This window comes from Palleronia rufa, from assembly GCF_000743715.1.
Taxonomy (GTDB): domain Bacteria; phylum Pseudomonadota; class Alphaproteobacteria; order Rhodobacterales; family Rhodobacteraceae; genus Palleronia; species Palleronia rufa.
On the sequence record NZ_JQEY01000011.1, the window covers coordinates 70,038 to 85,739 of the forward strand.

Genomic DNA, 15,702 nt, shown 5'->3' on the forward strand with positions numbered 1-15,702 from the left:
GATTCAGCCTTTCCATGTGTCCTTGGGTACGAAGAGCCGCGCATAGGCCTGCGGGTCCTTCGGCACCCTGTATTCCGTCGCCTCTCCGCCGCCGCCGCCGCCGGAAAAATACTCCGCCCTGAGGACATGATGGCCCCGGCCCGGCGCGGCGCCGCGACCGGTCCCGCGTTCGGACCGCAACACCGACCGGACGCGAACCGCCAGCACGGCAAGGATCGCCGCCGCCAGCACCGCCGACAGACCCAGCGCGGTCATTGCGGTGCCCGGGTGGTCAGTGCCAGCGCGTGGAGCGCGCCCGACGGCCCGTCCATCCTGCCCTTGAGCGCCGCATAGACCGCGCGCTGCTGCTGGACGCGGTTCTTGCCGCGAAAGCTCTCGTCCTCGACCTCCGCGGCATAGTGATTCCCGTCGCCGGCCAGATCGGTGATGACGATCTTCGCGTTCGGGAACTCGGCGCGAATGAGATCCTCGATCTCCTGTGCTGCGATGGCCATGGACATCCTTTGTCGGCTGCGGGCGTCTTGAACCTAAGAAGACACGCGCCCCTCTACAAGCGCCCGCAAGAGCACCGCAATCCCGGTCGGCGCGATCCGCGGCGACATCTGCCATGTCGAAATACATTGAGACACCGGGTGATGGCGCGCTAGGTCAACAGATGTTGACCGGAACCGGACGAAGGACGCGACACGATGCAGATCGGAATCTGGATAAGCCTGACGCTGTATTTCGTGCTCATGCTGGGGATCGGGGTCTATGCCTGGCGCAAGTCCACCGGCAACTCGGAGGAATACGTTCTGGGCGGGCGCAACCTGCCGCCGGCGGTCGCGGCACTTTCCGCCGGCGCCTCCGACATGAGCGGGTGGCTGCTTCTGGGCCTTCCCGGTGCGCTCTACGCCGCCGGGCTGGTCGAAGCCTGGATCGGCATCGGCCTCTTCTTCGGCGCCCTGGCGAACTGGATTATCGTCGCCCCCCGGCTGCGCGAGCAGACCGAGCGCTACGACAACGCCCTGACCATCCCGGGCTTTCTGTCCAACCGGTTTCCCAGCCAGGCGACGCTGCTGCGCGTCGTCTCCGCCGTGGTCATCGTGGTGTTCTTCGCGGTCTATACCGCCAGCGGCCTGGTCGGCGGCGGCAAGCTGGTGCAATCCGCCTTCGACGGCAGCTATCTCTTCGGTGTCTGGCTGACGCTGGGCGTGGTGCTGGCCTATACGGTCGTCGGCGGTTTTCTGGCGGTGTCGCTGACCGATTTCGTACAGGGCTGCATCATGATGCTTGCGCTGATCATCATGCCGGCAATCGTGCTCTACGCGGGCGGCGGCGGCGGCTTCGGCCAGGCCGCCGCGACCCTGAGGGAGGTCGATCCGGAGTACCTGTCGCTCTTCGACGGCCTGACGCTCCTTGGCTGGATCTCGGCGGTGACCTGGGGGCTGGGCTATTTCGGCCAGCCCCATATCATCGTGAGGTTCATGGCCGTGCGCAGCGTGCCGGCGGTGGCCACCGCGCGCAACATCGGCATGACCTGGATGGCGATCTCACTGATCGGGGCGGTCGGCGTGGGGGTCTTCGGGCGTGCCTACGCTGTGCGCAACGGCGTCAATGTCGAGGACAGCGAGACGATCTTCATCGTTCTCGCGGACCTGCTTTTTCATCCGCTGGTGACCGGTTTCCTGTACGCCGCTTTGCTGGCCGCGATCATGTCCACGGTGTCCAGCCAGCTACTGGTGGCCTCCTCATCCCTGGCCGAGGATTTCTACCGCCTCTTCGTCCACCGCGACGCCTCCGAGACGGAGATCGTCGGCGTCGGCCGGATCGCGGTGGTCGCCGTGGGGGTTGTCGCAGCCCTGATCGCCGGCGACCCGGAGAGCAACGTGCTGGGGCTGGTGTCGAACGCCTGGGCGGGCTTCGGCGCCGCCTTCGGACCGCTCATCATCCTGTCCCTGACATGGTCGCGGATGACGGGCGTCGGCGCGCTTGCGGGTCTGGTGGTCGGAGCGGTGACAGTCGGGGCGTGGATCCTGCTGGGCCTTGGCGGGGTGCTCTATTCCATCGTGCCGGGCTTCATCGCCGCAACGGTCGCCATCGTGGCCGTCAGCCTCATGACGGAGGCCAAGGGAGAGTTCCGCGCCCTCGACCCGGCAGAGTGACGTTTGGAGTTGGCGGGGAACATCGGCGCGCGCAGCAGTCGCGTGCGACCGATTGTGCGACGTTCGCCTGGCCGACCGCGATGCGGTGCTGGCAGGCAGGATCGAGCGCTGTGCGTCTTCCGTCGCTCGGTTCTGCCCCATGCCGCGCCGCGCATCGCCGAAAGCTTCGGGACCGCAATCGACACGGACCGGTCGGATCCTTGAACGCCTTTTCCTGCGCCGCGGACCCTACCCGTCCCGCAGCCAATCGACCAGCCGCGCGGTCGAGGCGTCCTTGCCATGGGTGCCCTCCTCGCCGGCCAGCACCGGCTCCAGCGCCTTGGCCAGTTTCTTGCCCAGTTCCACCCCCCACTGATCGAAGGAATTGATCCCCAGAAGCACGCCCTCGACGAACACCCGGTGCTCATAGAGGGCGACGATCTTGCCCAGCGTCTCCGGATCCAGCCGGTCGTAGAGCAGGGTCGTGGAGGGGCGGTTGCCCGGAAACACACGGTGACGCGCCTGCCGCTCCAGCTCTTCGCCGGAGAACGCCGATGAAATCGTCGCACGCGCCTCGTCGAGCGAGCGGCCGCGCAGCAACGCCTCCGATTGCGCCAGGCAGTTGGCGATCAGCAGGCGGTGCTGGTGGTCCAGATCGGGCTCATGCCCCCGGCGGCCCACCATGAATTCGCACGGGACCACGCGGGTGCCCTGGTGGATCAACTGGTAGAAGGCGTGCTGACCGTTGGTGCCGGGTTCGCCCCAGACGACAGGGCCGGACTCCACGGCCAAATCGGCCCCGTCCATGGACACGCGCTTGCCGTTGCTCTCCATCTCGAGTTGCTGGAGATAGGCCGGCAGCCGGGACAGGCGCTGCTCGTAGGGCAGCACGGCGCGGGTCGCGTAGCCGCAACCCTGGTTGTGCCACACGCCCGAAAGCGCCAGCATCACCGGCATGTTGTCCAGCGGTGCGGTATCGCGGAAGTGGGCGTCCATCGCCTCGGCGCCCCTGAGGAAGGCGCGGAAATTCTCGGGGCCCACGGCCAGCATCAGCGACAGGCCGATCGGCCCCCACATGGAATAGCGCCCGCCGACCCAGTCCTCGAAGCCGAACACCCGCGTCTCGGAGATGCCGAAGTCGCCGGTCTTGTCGGCGGCGGTGGACAGGGCCGCGAACTGCGCCGCCGGGTCACCGACCACCTGCGCCATCCAGTCCTTCGCGGTCTGCGCGTTAGTCATGGTCTCGATGGTGGTGAAGGTCTTGGAGGCGACGATCACCAGCGTCGTTCGCGGATCCAGACCGTGCAGGACGTCGTGGATATGGGCACCGTCCACGTTCGACACGAAGTGGCAGCGCGGCCCGTCGTGGAACGGCGCCAGCGCCATGGTGGCCATCGCGGGGCCAAGGTCGGATCCGCCGATGCCGATGTTCACCACGTCGGTGATGGTCCCGCCCTGGCCGCGGAACGTCCCCTCGCGGACCGACCGCGCGAACCCCTCCATCCGCGCGAGCGTTCCCAGCACGCGGGGCATCACGTCCTGACCATCCACCCGGATCGCCGCCCCGGCAAGATTGCGCAGCGCGGTGTGCAGCACCGCCCGCCCCTCCGTCTCGTTGATGGGCTGGCCGCCGAACATGGCCGCGCGGCGGTCGTCCAGACCGGCCTCGTCGCAAAGACCCGTCAGCATGTCGCGGGAGGCCGCGTCGATGTTGGTCTTGGCATAGTCGAAGAGCATCCCCAGCGCCTCTACCGAAAAGGTGCGGGCGCGGTCCGCGTCCATCAGGTCCAGGATCGGGCGGTCCGCGACCTCTTCGGCGCGGACCGACAGGGCCTTCCAGCTGTCTTGCGATACGCTCATCGTGTCACTCCTTGGCCCAATGGACGGTGGCCTGCCCCAGCACCAGCGCGATCGGGGCCTCTTCGGGTTTCATCCGGGCCGCGCGCTCCACCGCCGCGCGTTTCTCGGCTCCGGTGATAAGGACGTGGGTGGACATGGCGCCGCGCAGGACCGGGCCGGTCAGCGTGATGCGCGGCTCCAGCCCCTCGGGCGCGTCCACCTCCATGAGCGGCGGAGCCTTGGAGGAAAGCGCATCCGACAGCTGCGGGCTGCCGGGAAAGAGCGACGCGCAATGCATGTCGGCCCCCATGCCGATCAGCAGGATCGAGACCGGCAGTTCCGGCGCCACGCGGTCCCGGAGATCGTCCATCCCGACGCCGTCCTCCGGCACCAGGCGCACGAAGGTCGCGGCAGCCGCCTTGTCGCGCAGCAGACGCTCGCGCAGCAGCCGCTCGTTGGACCGCTCATGGTCCGCGGGCACGCGCCGCTCATCGGTCAGCAGCACATGCACCCGGTCCCAGCGCAAGCTGGCCCCGGAGAGGATGTCGAAGACCGGCCCCGGCGTGGTGCCGCCCGGAACGGCCAGAGACACATGGTCATGACTGGCAAGGCACTTGGAGATCTCGCCGGCCAGCCGGTCGGCCAGCTGGATCATCATCATCTCGCTGTCGGGATACTCGACGAAATCCATGGCCGGGTTCCTCTTCTGCTGCGCATCGGCTGCGCGTCATCGGTCAGTTCCTATCTAGCGGCACAGAGCGGCCTGTCGCGGGGGGGGGCGGTCGACAACCGGTCCCATGCCGCCCGTCCGCGCCCCGGGGGTGCCGGCCACGCCCGTCACTCGCGGATCTCGCGCCAGCGGCGGTTCTCTCGGTGGAGCAGCATCTGGCTTTCCTCCGGCCCCGCGCTGCCCGGCTCATAGGGATAGGGTCGCTTGTCCGCCGACACCCAGCCGTCGATGATCGGATCGGTCCAGGCCCAGGCGGCCTCGACCTCATCGCCGCGCATGAACAGCGTCTGGTTGCCGCGGATGACGTCCATCACCAGCCGTTCGTAGGCGTCGGTCACCTGGTCGTTCTCCGCCCCCAGCGCATCGGCAAAGGTCATGTCCAGCGGCACGTCGATCAGCCGCATGCCGCCCGGACCCGGCTCCTTGATGGTGACGCCCAGGGTCATCCCCTCATTGGGCTGGAGCCGGATGGTCAGGATATTGCGGTGCCGCCCGGCCTCCGCCCCGAAGATCGAATGGGGCGCGTCCTTGAACACGACGGCGATCTCCGACTGCCGTGCCTTGAGCCTCTTGCCGGTGCGCAGATAGAACGGCGTTCCCGCCCAGCGCCAGTTCGAGACATGGACCTTCATGGCGATGAAGCTTTCCGTCCGGCTGTCGGGATCGTCCACATCGGCGTGGTAGGGCGCCACGCGGGACTTGGCCCCGCTCTGCCCGCCGCTGCGCCCCTCATACTGGCCGCGCACGATCTCATCGGGTTTCACAGGCTCAAGGGCGCGGATCACCTTGAGCTTCTCGTCGCGCACGGCGTCGGGCTCGAACTGGCTGGGGGGTTCCATGGCAATCAGGCACAAAAGCTGCATCAGGTGGTTCTGGACCATGTCGCGCATGGCGCCGGACCGGTCGTAATATTCGCCGCGGCCGGCAACGCCGACCGTCTCGGCCACGGTGATCTGGATGTGATCGACGAACTGGCTGTTCCACAGCGGCTCGAACAGGACGTTGCCGAAGCGCAGCGCCATGAGGTTCTGCACCGTCTCCTTGCCCAGGTAGTGGTCGATCCGGTAGATCTGCGTCTCGTCGAAATGCTCCGCCAGGGTCCGGTTCAGCGCCCGGGCGCTTTCCAGATCGCGGCCGAACGGTTTCTCGACCACGATCCTGGTGGTGTCGTCCGCGATTCCGTGACCATGGAGCCGCTCGGCGATGGCCCCGAAGAGCGACGGCGCGACGGAGAAGTAGAAGGCGCTGATGCGGTCGTCGCGGACATGCCCCTTCAGCTCGGACCAGCCCTTGTCGCCGGTCGCGTCGATCGAGACGTAGCGGATCAGGCCCAGAAAGGCCTTCAGCGTGTCGGGCGACAGCTTGTCCTTGCCCACGAACTCCGCCAGCGCGTCGGACACCTCGTCGCGGTAGGCGTCCTGGCTCAGATCGGACCGCGCGGCCCCGACGATGCGGCACCCGTCGGGGATCTGTCCGGCGGCGAAGCGGCGGTAGAGGCCGGGCAGGATCTTGCGCCGCGCCAGATCGCCGGTGCCGCCGAAAATCGTCAGGTCGAACGGATCGACCGGAATGACCCTGGAAACCATCGTACGCGCTCCTTCTGCGTCCGGAGGATGAGTTGCCCCTTTGCAGGCGCGGGTCAAGGGAGGATGTGGGCGCTAACGGCCCCCGGCGCGGCCCTGTCTCAGCCGTCATGGGCCCGTTTTAGGGCCGCCTCGTCCAGCTTGACCATGGTCATCATGGCCGACATCACCCGGGACAGCCGGTCGGGATCCGCGTTGCGCAGCATGTCCTCCATGGCGGCGGGGACGATCTGCCAGCGCAGGCCGAACCGGTCTCTGAGCCAGCCACACTGCATCTCCGCGCCGCCGTCCTCAAGCAAAGCGCGCCAGACGCGATCCACCTCCGCCTGGCCGTCGCAGGTGACCGAGAGCGAGATCGACTCGTTGAACGCCGTGTAGGGCCCGCCGTTCAGCGCCTGATGGTCCCGCCCCGCCAGCCTGAACTCCACCATCAGCACGTCGCCGGCCCGGCCGCCCGGCCAGTCCACCGGGCCAAGCGAGATGGACGTGACGCGGGAGCCGGGAAAGACCGAGACGTAGAACTCGGCCGCCTCCAGCGCGGCACCGTCGAACCACAGGCAGGGCTTGATGGCGGCCATGACAGTACCTCCGCGTGTTTCGTTAGGCTTCCAGTTCCGCGTCCCAGTACAGGAAATCCACCCAGCTGTCGTGCAGGTGGTTGGGCGGAAACCGGCGGCCCATATTCTTGAGTTCTTCCGCCGCGGGACAGCGCGGGGTCTTCCGCAAGGAAAGGCCCGAGTCGCGCAGGTTCCTGGATCCCTTCGAGAGATTGCAGCGCGCGCAGGCAGCGACGACGTTCTCCCAGCTGGTGCGGCCGCCGCGGGCGCGGGGCACCACGTGATCGAAGGTCAGATCGCCGGTGCCGCCGCAATACTGGCAGCGGAATTCGTCGCGCAGAAACAGATTGAAGCGCGTGAAGGCCACGCGCTTTTGGGGTTTGACATAGTCGCGCAGGACCACGACGGACGGAATGCGGATCTCTGTCGTCGGACTTCGCACCACCGCATCGTATTCCGCGACGATATGCACCCGGTCCAGGAACGCGGCCTTCACCGCCTCCTGCCAGGGCCAGAGCGACAGCGGATAGTACGAAAGCGGCCGGTAATCCGCGTTCAGCACCAGTGCCGGGTGATGCCGCAGCGCGTTCGGCTCACGCACGAAACTGGTTCGGAAGTCCACGCCCATCGCTGAATCGACCCCTGATCTGCCTGCCGTTTCCGAGCATCAGGGCGACAGGCCGCGCCCCGCACATGCGCCGACTATATCTGGCGCTTGCGCGGCGGCAAGCCCCAGATGCTGTGGCCCCCCGCCGATCCCCACCTGCCACGCCGGAATGACGGTGATGTGACGGCCCCGCCCTGCCCGCGTCAGCGCGGAGCAATCCCGAGCGTCAGCGGCTCCAGCCCGTCGATCCGTCCCGTCAGCCGGTCGCCGGGCTGCACCGCGCCGACGCCCGCGGGCGTTCCGGTGAGGATCACGTCCCCCGCGCCCAGATCGTAGAGCGTCGCGAGATGCCCAAGCAGCGCGGGCACCGGCCAGACCATGTCCCGCGTGTTGCCGCGCTGTCGCGCGCCACCGTTGACGTCCAGCGCGACGTCCCGGGCGCCGACGTCCTCCAGCGACGACATGGGCGCGAGGACCGCCGCGCCTTCGAAGTCCTTGCCCGTGTCCCACGGGCGGCGGGTCTCTTTCGCCGCCGCCTGCAGGTCCCGCCGCGTCATGTCGAGCGCGACGCCCGCCGCGATCATGCGACCGTCCGGCCCCAGCGCCACGGCCAGTTCGATTTCGTGGTGAAGCTCCGCGGTTCCGGGCGGATAGGCCAGGACGCCGCCGGATGCCATCACGTGCATCGGCGTCTTGGTGAAGTAGAACGGCGCGGCGCGATCGACCTCGTTTCCCATTTCCGCGGCATGGGCGGCGTAGTTGCGCCCGACACAGAACACGCGGCGGATCGCGAACGCACCGCGCCCGGCGACAGCGACCGAGGCGACGGGGGCGGGATCGAAGAGAAACGTCATGGCAGCCTTTTCGCGGAACCGGTATGCGCCCCAGCCTATCCCCTCTCGGGACTGGCGCAACGCCCGATTATCTGTTGCGCTGCGGCCCCTGCGAGGGCTTGATCCCGCAGCGCCAAGGGCGTATTGCGCGGCCTCATTCGCTTTCCGGGGTCCCGTCCCCGCCCACCGGGGCCGACCGTCGAAAAAACGCGCCCCAAGAGACACACGAAGGACCGACCATGGCAGTCCCTCAGAACAAGATCACCAAGTCGCGCCGCAACATGCGCCGCGCCCACGACTCGCTGACCGCAGCGAACCCGCACGAATGTGCGAACTGCGGTGAGCTGAAGCGCCCGCATCACATCTGCGGCGCCTGCGGTCACTACGCCGAACGCGAAATCGTCGCGCGCACCGACGAGATCGATCTCGACGACGACGCGGCCTGAGCCGCGCGCGGCCCATGACGACCGCCACCGGCAGGCTACAGTCTGAAGGGCGCGGCCATCGCGCCGGGCCGATCACCATATCGGTCGATGCGATGGGCGGCGACCAGGGGCCTGCGGCGGTGGTCGCGGGATTGTCGACCTCTGCCGACAAGAACGCCGATCTGCGGTTTCTGCTCCATGGCGACGCCAAGGCACTGCGCCCGCTGGTCGACAAGCGCAAGCTGACCGACCGGGTCGAGATCCGCGACTGTCGGGACGTCGTATCCATGACCGACAAGCCGGCCAACGTGCTGCGCAACGGCCAGGATACGTCCATGTGGTCCTGCATAGAGGCCGTGCGCAACGGCGATGCGGAGGTCGCCGTGAGCTGCGGCAACACTGGCGCACTGATGCTGCTGTCGATCATGCGCCTGCGCAAGCTGCCCGGCGTGCACCGTCCCGCCATCGCCTGCCTCTGGCCGTCGCGCAACCCGTCCGGATTCAACGTGATGCTCGACGTCGGCGCCGACGTGAAGGCCGACCCGCGCGACCTTCTACAATATGCGCTGATGGGATGTTCCTACGCGCGCAACGGGCAGGAGTTGGCGCGTCCCAGGATCGGCCTGCTCAATAACGGCACCGAAGAGCACAAGGGCCGCGCCGAGATGCGGGACGCCCATGCGCTGATGGCCGAGGCGGCGGACCTTGCGGGGTACGACTTCGTCGGATTCGTCGAAGGCGGCGACATCCCGTCGGACCGCGTGGATGTGATCGTGACCGATGGCTTCACCGGCAATATCGCGCTGAAGACCGGTGAGGGCACCGCGGCACTGATCCGCGATCTGCTGAGCGAGGCGTTCCGCTATTCCACCCTGTCCAAGCTGGCCGCCGTCCTGGCGCTGACATCGCTGAAGCGGCTGCAAAAGCGGATCGACCCGCGGCGGGTGAACGGCGGCGTGTTCCTGGGACTGAACGGCACCGTGGTCAAGAGCCACGGATCCGCCGACGCGACCGGCATCTCGGCCGCGATCAAGCTGGCGTTCAAACTGGCGCAAAGCGATTTCAACGCCCGGCTGGCCGCGCGGGTCGCGGTGGCCAACGACGTGACCGGGCACGATGGTTCCAAGGATGCCGATGGCGACAGCGACGCTCAGGAGGCACGGGCATGAGCGTCACCCGAGCCCGGGTCGTCGGCATCGGCCATTACCTGCCGGAGCGCTGCGTCGAGAACGCCGAGTTCGAGGCCTGCCTGGAGACCTCCGACGAATGGATCCGTTCCCGCTCGGGCATCGAACGCCGGCACTTCGCGGCCGAGGGCGAGCTGACCTCTCACCTTGCCGCCCATGCCGCGCGGGCGGCGCTGACCGACGCGGGGATCGACGCCTCGGAGATCGACGCGCTGATCGTGGCGACCTCCACCGCCGATCTGACCTTTCCCTCCGCAGCGACGATGGTCCAGGCCAAGCTGGGGATGGAGGGGGGGTTCGCCTTCGACATCCAGGCGGTCTGCGCGGGTTTCGTGTTCGCCCTGTCCACCGCGAACGCGATGATCGTGTCGGGCCAGGCGCGCCGTATTCTGGTCATCGGCGCGGAAACCTTCAGCCGGATCATGGACTGGACCGACCGCGCGACCTGCGTGCTCTTCGGTGACGGCGCCGGGGCGCTGATACTTGAGGCCGCGGCCGGCGACGGCACCAACGCCGACCGCGGGATCCTGTCGTCGGACTTGAATTCCGACGGGCGGCACCGGGATCTGCTGTATGTCGACGGCGGCGTTTCCACCCGGTCCACGGGCCATCTGCGGATGGAGGGCAAGGAGGTCTTCCGCCATGCGGTGGAAAAGCTTGCGCAGACTGCCCATACCGCGCTGGACCGGATCGGGCTGGGCGCCGGCGACGTGGACTGGATCGTGCCGCATCAGGCCAACCTCAGGATCATCAAGGCGACCGCCCAGAGGATGGGCCTGACGCTCGACAGGGTCGTGGTGACCGTTCAGGACCATGGCAACACCTCGGCCGCATCGATCCCGCTGGCTCTGTCGGTGGGCCGCGACAGGGGCCAGATCAAGGCGGGCGATCTGCTGGTGACCGAGGCGATCGGCGGCGGCCTTGCCTGGGGGTCGGTCGTCCTGCGCTGGTAGCGCCACCGGGTCGGACGCAGGGTCCGCGCCTGTGTCGCATCAACCTCCGCGCGCGATTCGGGCCGACGATTCCCGCGCATCCTGAAATGCGGCCCAGCCCCTTGATTGACTTTGATTTCCCCCTCCCGCATCTTCGGCAAAAGTCGAATGGGGGACCGCGGATGGGAAAGACGCTGACACGGATGGACCTGTGCGATGCCGTGCATCGTGAAGTCGGGCTGAGCCGCAACGAATCCGCCGAACTTGTCGAGTCGGTTCTGGATCTGGTGTCCGACTCTCTCGTCGCCGGAGAGACCGTCAAGATTTCGTCGTTCGGCACGTTCAGCGTCCGCGAAAAGGCGGCCCGGGTCGGACGCAATCCCAAGACCGGCGAGGAAGTGCCGATCCATCCGCGCCGGGTCCTCAGCTTTCGTCCCTCGCATCTGATGCGGGACCGTATCGCGGCGGGGAACAGGGCCTGACACCGCATGGCCAGCAAGTCACCCCAGGCATTCCGCACGATCAGCGAAGTCGCCGAGTGGCTGAACGTGCCTGCCCACGTGCTGCGGTTCTGGGAATCGCGCTTCACCCAGGTCAAGCCGGTCAAACGCGCCGGCGGGCGGCGCTACTACCGCCCCGCGGACATGGAGCTTCTGGGCGGGATCAAGCGCCTTCTTCATGATGACGGCATGACGATCCGCGGCGTGCAGAAGATGCTGCGCGAGGATGGCGTGCGGCAGGTGGCGTCGCTGTCGCCGCCGCTCCACGACGGCGGGGCGGAGTCCGAAACCAACGTGGTCAGCCTGTCCGCGCAGACGTCAAAGCCCGTCCCCGATACCGCAGCCGATCGCCGACCCGTGCGCGATGACCCGGAAGCCGCGGTCGATGACTTGAACGCCCGGATAGAGGCCGCCCAAGAACCGTCGGACGGTGCCGTGCCGGGGCCGGACGGCCCCGACGCGGATGTAGACGATGCCAAGGCCGAGGCTTCGCCCGCGGACGGACCCCTTGCGGATGTTCCGGAGGCGGAGGCCGCGGAGGGATCCGCCCCCGACTCTCCCCCTCCTGCTGGCGACGATGGAGCGCGCGGCGGTATCCCGGGGTCCGCAGAGGCGACACCGCCGGCCGGACCCGATCCCGCGGAACCCCACGCCCCCGCGGGCCCGGACCAGACGCTCGCCCGCGATCCCGAACAGGCGCCGGAGCCCGTAGCCGCCACTGAGGACACGACGCCGCCAGGCCCCCCAGGTGGGGAGGTTCCCGCAGCCGCCGCGCTCTCCGCGACAGGCGCACCGGCAGACCCCGCAGATGGCGACGCGAAGGCGGAGGACGATCTGCCCCGCGCGGCTGGCGCGGCCGACGCTTCGGCGGCCCCCGAACATGCGGGACAGGATCGACCCGATCGGCCGGACCCCGCGCAGGGCGCCTCACCGACGCCCACAGCGCAGCCGGCCGCGACGGCATCGAATGCGGCTCCTGGCGACGGGAGCCGCCCCGTCGCGGGCGCCCCGGACGGTGAGGCCCAGCCCGCCCCGGGACATCCCCTTTCGGCTCTTTCGCGGCTTGGGCCGGAGGGGCGGCGCGCGCGCCGGGACAGGCTGGGTCCGGTGCTGGACCGCGCCCGCGCGCTGTCGCGCACCATGGACGCCCGGTGACGGAAGAGGGCGAAAAACCCGCCCGCCTCCCCTTGCCACTGGCGCCGGTTGGGATAAACAGCCCCCAAGTCGGGCTATGGCGCAGCCTGGTAGCGCGTCCGTCTGGGGGACGGAAGGTCGCAGGTTCGAGTCCTGCTAGCCCGACCAATCACACCCCGTCCAAGGGCTCCGCATGACCGGTGTCCTGCCCTCTCAGACCCTGCGGGGTCTGATAGATGCCGGTATCGTCCTGGCGGACCCCGGCGTGGAACTGCCGCAGGTGCAGCCCGCATCGCTCGACCTCAGGCTCGGGGTCCGGGCACACCGGGTCAGGGCCTCCTTTCTGCCGGGAGCCGGCCGCTCCGTCGCCGACCGGCTGGCCGAGTTCTCCATGCATGAGATCGACCTGCGCCCCGGAGCGGTGCTTGAGAAAGGATGCGTCTATCTTGTTCCCCTGATGGAGAGCCTGGCCCTGCCGCCCGGCCTTCGGGCCGTGACCAATGCGAAAAGCTCCACCGGGCGGCTGGACCTGCTGACGCGCGTGGTGACCGACGACGGGATTGAGTTCGACCGCGTGCCGGATGGCTACCACGGCCCGCTCTACGCAGAAATCTGTCCCCGCTCGTTCTCCGTGCTCGTCCGTCCGGGGATGCGGCTGAACCAGATCCGGTTCCGCGACGGGCAGGCGGTTCTGGATGACACCGCGCTGGACGCGCTCCACGCCGCGGAGCCTCTGGTGGACGGTCCGGCGGTGATCGACGGCGGCCTGGGCTTTTCCGTCGATCTGCAGAGCGCCTCAGGCGATCTGGTGGGCTACCGGGCCAAACCCCATTCGGGCGTCATCGACCTGGACCGGATCGGCGCCTATCCGGCCGGCGACTTCTGGGAAGAACTGCGCACGCGCGAGGGGCGGATCATCCTGGACCCGGGCGCGTTCTACATCCTCGTCAGCCGGGAGGCGGTGACGATCCCGCCGGGCTATGCCGCGGAAATGGCGCCCTATCTGGCCATGGTGGGGGAGTTCCGCGTCCATTACGCCGGGTTCTTCGACCCCGGGTTCGGCTATGCTCCGGCCGGCGGTGCCGGCGCGCGCGGCGTGCTGGAGGTGCGCTGTCACGAGGCGCCCTTCGTTCTGGAGCACGGGCAGGTCGTGGGCCGCCTCATCTATGAGCGGATGGCGGAGGTGCCCGACCAGCTTTACGGGCGGGACATCGCGTCGAACTACCAGGGTCAGGGCCTGAAGCTCGGCAAGCACTTCCGGTGAGGCGCCTCAGGCGCGAACGCGGGCCGGGGGTGCGGCGCGGCGGACCGGCGCAGGACGCAGGGCCGGAACCGGTGCCACGAAGCCCGGGCGCCCGGCCGCACCGCGCCGACGGCGCTGCACGTATCGCATGCCGTTGTTGTAGGCCACCACGAAGGCAACTCCCAGAACGGTGAGCGACAAAGCGGCCCCCAGCGGATTGTCCCAGAACACCACCCCAAGCGCCACCGGCAGGCCGATGAGCGGCAGCAGTACCACTGTCGTCAGCGGGTTCGACAGGTGGCGGCGGCTGCGACCGGTCCAGCCGATCTCGATCCCGCGCATCACCAGCTGGTGGAAATGCAGCCGGTCGGGCGCAGAGGCCGGGCGCGACGACTTGCGGCGCCGGTACATGGCCAGGAACGTGTCGGCCACCGGCCAGAAAAACAATAGCCCCACCGACACGCCCGACACGCGGTCCGACCCGGCGGCGATGAAGATGCCCAGCCAGGACAGCAGGTGGCCCAGCGAATAGGCCCCGGCATCGCCCAGAAAGATCCCACCGAACGGCCAGTTGAACACCAGAAACCCCAGGATCGCGGGAACCATCGCCAAGGCGACGAAGGCCAGGCCCGGCTGGCCCGATTGCAGGGCGATGGCCGCCAGACCCAGGGACACCAGCAGACCCGTCGTCGCGGCCAGGCCGTTCACCCCGTCGATCAGGTTGAACCCGTGGCAGAGCCCGGCGGTCCATGTCCCGGTCCACAGGAGCGCGAAGGGCAGCAGCAGCAAAAGATGGTCCAGCCCCGGAAGCCCGGTATCCGTGATCCAGGTGTCGAGCATCAGCATCACCAGACCGGAGGACGCGAAGGCGGCCAGAAGGCGCCTTTGCGGGCTGACCCGGTAGCCCAGATCCTCGACCAGACCGGCGGCGAACGTGGGAATGAGCGACACCGCGAAGATCCGCATTGTCCGGGCCTGAGCCTCGGGGACCATGAACAGCAGCACGATCAGGATCGCGATCAGCACGCCCAGCCCGCCGATCCGCGGTGTCGGCCTGCGGTGGGCGGCCTGCACGGCGCGACAATCGTCCATGCGGATCGACCGGGTGAGATGGAATTTCTTGGTCACGAGCAGCAGGCCACAGACCGTGAAGGAGATCGCGAAGATCGAGAGAAACGTCATACTGTCCACACCGCCCGCGATCTATTTCCTCGCGTCTTTCGCTCGGGTTAACACAATCTCTGGGCAAGTCCAGACGCACCGCCCGAAATCCCGGCGAACCGGCGGGAAGTCACCGGCCCTGTCGAAACGGTGCCACATCGGCGCCGATCACGGCGAAGATGTCGGCCATCGGTTTCTTGCGCCCGGCGGCGCGGGGCACCTGCGCATCCGGCGCGGCATACCCGCAGGCTATGACTATGACCGGCTTCTCGGACGGCGGACGGCCGCAGATGTCGCGCAGAAACCCCATCGGCGCGGGTGTGTGCGTCAGACAGTCCAGTCCCGCGCGGTGCAGCGCGGCGATCAGGAATCCGGCGGCAATCCCCACGCTTTCGGAAACGTAGTAGTGCTTGGATTTCCGGCCGTCGGGATCGACTCCGTGGCGCTGCGCGAACACCACGATCAGCCAGGGCGCACGCTCCAGATGCGGCTTGTCGGATCCGGTGCCCATGGGTTCGAGCGCCCGCAGCCAGGCGTCGCCCGCGGCACCGGCGTAAAAGGCGCGCTCTTCCGTCTCGGCCGCGGCGCGGATCCGCGCCTTGACGCGCGCATCCCGGATCGCGGCAAAGAACCACGGTTGCTGGTTGGCGCCGGAAGGCGCGGTGCCCGCGCAGGCCACGGCCGCGCGGATCGCCTCTTCCGGCACGTCACGGTCCGAGAAATCGCGGACCGTCCTGCGGCTGGCCATGGCGTCGCGGAATGCCGCGGCCGCAGCGACCGGATCGGCGGGTCGGTCGCGCCGGGGCAGCGGCTCGGGACGGTACGGCGCGGGACCGGTGCTCATGGCG

Annotated in this window: 17 protein-coding genes and 1 tRNA gene; 8 read left to right on the forward strand and 10 right to left on the reverse strand. The window is 68.4% G+C overall.

Going from position 1 to position 15,702, the window contains the following annotated elements:
- Nucleotides 1–3: 3 nt before the first annotated feature.
- Nucleotides 4–255, reverse strand: coding sequence for a hypothetical protein (locus tag KW83_RS13790; protein ID WP_036179902.1), 252 nt, complete (start codon nucleotides 253–255; stop codon nucleotides 4–6).
- Complete coding sequence (locus KW83_RS13795) at nucleotides 252–494, reverse strand: BolA/IbaG family iron-sulfur metabolism protein (protein WP_036179905.1); 243 nt, start codon at nucleotides 492–494, stop codon at nucleotides 252–254. Before KW83_RS13795 ends, KW83_RS13790 begins: the two co-directional genes overlap by 4 nt.
- 195 nt (nucleotides 495–689) lie before the next feature.
- Here KW83_RS13795 and putP point away from each other — a divergent pair, with 195 nt between their 5' ends.
- Nucleotides 690–2,144, forward strand: coding sequence for a sodium/proline symporter PutP (gene putP, locus KW83_RS13800; RefSeq protein ID WP_036179907.1), 1,455 nt, complete (start codon nucleotides 690–692; stop codon nucleotides 2,142–2,144).
- Between the two features lie 228 nt (nucleotides 2,145–2,372).
- Here putP and pgi read toward each other — a convergent pair whose 3' ends face one another.
- The 6 genes from pgi to KW83_RS13830 form a co-directional block, all read right to left on the reverse strand.
- Nucleotides 2,373–3,983, reverse strand: coding sequence for a glucose-6-phosphate isomerase (gene pgi, locus KW83_RS13805; RefSeq protein WP_036179909.1), 1,611 nt, complete (start codon nucleotides 3,981–3,983; stop codon nucleotides 2,373–2,375).
- A 4-nt stretch (nucleotides 3,984–3,987) separates the two neighbouring features.
- Nucleotides 3,988–4,653, reverse strand: a complete 666-nt coding sequence (pgl, locus tag KW83_RS13810; RefSeq protein WP_036179912.1) for a 6-phosphogluconolactonase — start codon at nucleotides 4,651–4,653, stop codon at nucleotides 3,988–3,990.
- 146 nt (nucleotides 4,654–4,799) lie between these two features.
- Complete coding sequence (gene zwf / locus KW83_RS13815) at nucleotides 4,800–6,278, reverse strand: glucose-6-phosphate dehydrogenase (protein WP_036179915.1); 1,479 nt, start codon at nucleotides 6,276–6,278, stop codon at nucleotides 4,800–4,802.
- A gap of 98 nt (nucleotides 6,279–6,376) precedes the next feature.
- Nucleotides 6,377–6,853 carry a VOC family protein gene (locus KW83_RS13820; protein ID WP_036179917.1) on the reverse strand — a complete coding sequence of 159 codons (477 nt, stop codon included), beginning with the start codon at nucleotides 6,851–6,853 and terminating at the stop codon, nucleotides 6,377–6,379.
- Between the two features lie 22 nt (nucleotides 6,854–6,875).
- A complete protein-coding gene (locus tag KW83_RS13825; RefSeq protein WP_036179920.1) occupies nucleotides 6,876–7,460 on the reverse strand; it encodes an HNH endonuclease in 585 nt (194 codons plus the stop codon).
- A 182-nt stretch (nucleotides 7,461–7,642) separates the two neighbouring features.
- Nucleotides 7,643–8,293, reverse strand: a complete 651-nt coding sequence (locus KW83_RS13830; RefSeq protein ID WP_036179922.1) for a fumarylacetoacetate hydrolase family protein — start codon at nucleotides 8,291–8,293, stop codon at nucleotides 7,643–7,645.
- Between the two features lie 218 nt (nucleotides 8,294–8,511).
- On the opposite strand from KW83_RS13830, the gene rpmF reads away from it, so the two are divergent.
- The 7 genes from rpmF (at nucleotide 8,512) to KW83_RS13865 (ending at nucleotide 13,714) form a co-directional block, all read left to right on the forward strand.
- Nucleotides 8,512–8,718 (forward strand): 50S ribosomal protein L32, encoded by a 207-nt coding sequence (gene rpmF, locus KW83_RS13835; RefSeq protein WP_036179925.1) that lies wholly within the window; start codon nucleotides 8,512–8,514, stop codon nucleotides 8,716–8,718.
- Nucleotides 8,719–8,732: 14 nt separating this feature from the next.
- A complete protein-coding gene (gene plsX / locus KW83_RS13840; protein WP_051928517.1) occupies nucleotides 8,733–9,866 on the forward strand; it encodes a phosphate acyltransferase PlsX in 1,134 nt (377 codons plus the stop codon).
- A complete protein-coding gene (locus KW83_RS13845) occupies nucleotides 9,863–10,837 on the forward strand; it encodes a beta-ketoacyl-ACP synthase III (protein ID WP_036179928.1) in 975 nt (324 codons plus the stop codon). Before plsX ends, KW83_RS13845 begins: the two co-directional genes overlap by 4 nt.
- Nucleotides 10,838–10,998: 161 nt before the next feature.
- Entirely contained in the window at nucleotides 10,999–11,298 is a 300-nt protein-coding gene (gene ihfA, locus KW83_RS13850) for an integration host factor subunit alpha (protein ID WP_036179930.1), read from the forward strand.
- Between the two features lie 6 nt (nucleotides 11,299–11,304).
- Nucleotides 11,305–12,471: a MerR family transcriptional regulator gene (locus tag KW83_RS21560; RefSeq protein ID WP_051928518.1), complete on the forward strand. Its 1,167-nt coding sequence runs from the start codon at nucleotides 11,305–11,307 to the stop codon at nucleotides 12,469–12,471.
- A gap of 70 nt (nucleotides 12,472–12,541) precedes the next feature.
- Nucleotides 12,542–12,618 (forward strand) — tRNA-Pro (locus KW83_RS13860).
- 25 nt (nucleotides 12,619–12,643) lie between these two features.
- On the forward strand, nucleotides 12,644–13,714 hold the full coding sequence (locus tag KW83_RS13865; RefSeq protein ID WP_036179933.1) for a 2'-deoxycytidine 5'-triphosphate deaminase: 1,071 nt from the start codon (nucleotides 12,644–12,646) through the stop codon (nucleotides 13,712–13,714).
- A 6-nt stretch (nucleotides 13,715–13,720) separates the two neighbouring features.
- Here KW83_RS13865 and KW83_RS13870 read toward each other — a convergent pair whose 3' ends face one another.
- Both KW83_RS13870 and KW83_RS13875 read right to left on the reverse strand, forming a co-directional pair.
- On the reverse strand, nucleotides 13,721–14,875 hold the full coding sequence (locus KW83_RS13870) for an MraY family glycosyltransferase (protein WP_051928519.1): 1,155 nt from the start codon (nucleotides 14,873–14,875) through the stop codon (nucleotides 13,721–13,723).
- 109 nt (nucleotides 14,876–14,984) lie between these two features.
- Entirely contained in the window at nucleotides 14,985–15,698 is a 714-nt protein-coding gene (locus KW83_RS13875) for a nitroreductase family protein (RefSeq protein ID WP_036179936.1), read from the reverse strand.
- Nucleotides 15,699–15,702: the final 4 nt, after the last annotated feature.

Coding starts and splice junctions, on each gene's coding strand:
- KW83_RS13790 (WP_036179902.1), bottom strand. CDS start 255: ATGACCGCGCTGGGTCTGTCGGCGGTGCTGGCGGCGGCGATCCTTGCC.
- KW83_RS13795 (WP_036179905.1), bottom strand. CDS start 494: ATGGCCATCGCAGCACAGGAGATCGAGGATCTCATTCGCGCCGAGTTC.
- putP (WP_036179907.1), top strand. CDS start 690: ATGCAGATCGGAATCTGGATAAGCCTGACGCTGTATTTCGTGCTCATG.
- pgi (WP_036179909.1), bottom strand. CDS start 3,983: ATGAGCGTATCGCAAGACAGCTGGAAGGCCCTGTCGGTCCGCGCCGAA.
- pgl (WP_036179912.1), bottom strand. CDS start 4,653: ATGGATTTCGTCGAGTATCCCGACAGCGAGATGATGATGATCCAGCTG.
- zwf (WP_036179915.1), bottom strand. CDS start 6,278: ATGGTTTCCAGGGTCATTCCGGTCGATCCGTTCGACCTGACGATTTTC.
- KW83_RS13820 (WP_036179917.1), bottom strand. CDS start 6,853: ATGGCCGCCATCAAGCCCTGCCTGTGGTTCGACGGTGCCGCGCTGGAG.
- KW83_RS13825 (WP_036179920.1), bottom strand. CDS start 7,460: ATGGGCGTGGACTTCCGAACCAGTTTCGTGCGTGAGCCGAACGCGCTG.
- KW83_RS13830 (WP_036179922.1), bottom strand. CDS start 8,293: ATGACGTTTCTCTTCGATCCCGCCCCCGTCGCCTCGGTCGCTGTCGCC.
- rpmF (WP_036179925.1), top strand. CDS start 8,512: ATGGCAGTCCCTCAGAACAAGATCACCAAGTCGCGCCGCAACATGCGC.
- plsX (WP_051928517.1), top strand. CDS start 8,733: ATGACGACCGCCACCGGCAGGCTACAGTCTGAAGGGCGCGGCCATCGC.
- KW83_RS13845 (WP_036179928.1), top strand. CDS start 9,863: ATGAGCGTCACCCGAGCCCGGGTCGTCGGCATCGGCCATTACCTGCCG.
- ihfA (WP_036179930.1), top strand. CDS start 10,999: ATGGGAAAGACGCTGACACGGATGGACCTGTGCGATGCCGTGCATCGT.
- KW83_RS21560 (WP_051928518.1), top strand. CDS start 11,305: ATGGCCAGCAAGTCACCCCAGGCATTCCGCACGATCAGCGAAGTCGCC.
- KW83_RS13865 (WP_036179933.1), top strand. CDS start 12,644: ATGACCGGTGTCCTGCCCTCTCAGACCCTGCGGGGTCTGATAGATGCC.
- KW83_RS13870 (WP_051928519.1), bottom strand. CDS start 14,875: ATGACGTTTCTCTCGATCTTCGCGATCTCCTTCACGGTCTGTGGCCTG.
- KW83_RS13875 (WP_036179936.1), bottom strand. CDS start 15,698: ATGAGCACCGGTCCCGCGCCGTACCGTCCCGAGCCGCTGCCCCGGCGC.